The 296-nt window shown below is 37.5% G+C and carries 1 pseudogene; it reads left to right on the top strand.

From position 1 onward, the window contains the following. Nucleotides 1-4 precede the first annotated feature (4 nt). Nucleotides 5-271: pseudogene (locus V6260_RS18515) on the top strand (flavin reductase family protein); the annotation flags it as partial. Nucleotides 272-296: the final 25 nt, after the last annotated feature.

Below are 296 nucleotides of genomic sequence, written 5' to 3'. Positions count from 1 at the left end.
GTAAGTAAATGCGCCAAGCGTTGTCGATTCAAAAGTACGGTTTGAATGTAAGTTACGCGAACTTATTCGTATATCAAATGAGCCTGGCGCCGGAAAAATGATGTTGCTGGATGTAGTGGTTATTTGTATAGACGATAAAGTGATGAGTGGTGGCTATATTGACCCTGAATAATTAAATGCAGTGGGAAAAATGGGCGGTGATTACTTTAGTACAACCAATGATAAGTTATTGCTTAAAAGGCCACAGTTGTATTTTTATGTAGATTCTTGATTTGTTTGTGCACATTGTTTGCACT

The sequence above is a fragment of the Pseudoalteromonas aliena genome (assembly GCF_038155085.1).
Taxonomy (GTDB): Bacteria; Pseudomonadota; Gammaproteobacteria; order Enterobacterales; family Alteromonadaceae; genus Pseudoalteromonas; species Pseudoalteromonas aliena_A.
The sequence above is the reverse complement of the archived record's forward strand: the minus strand, read 5'-3'. Positions and strand labels throughout refer to the sequence as shown.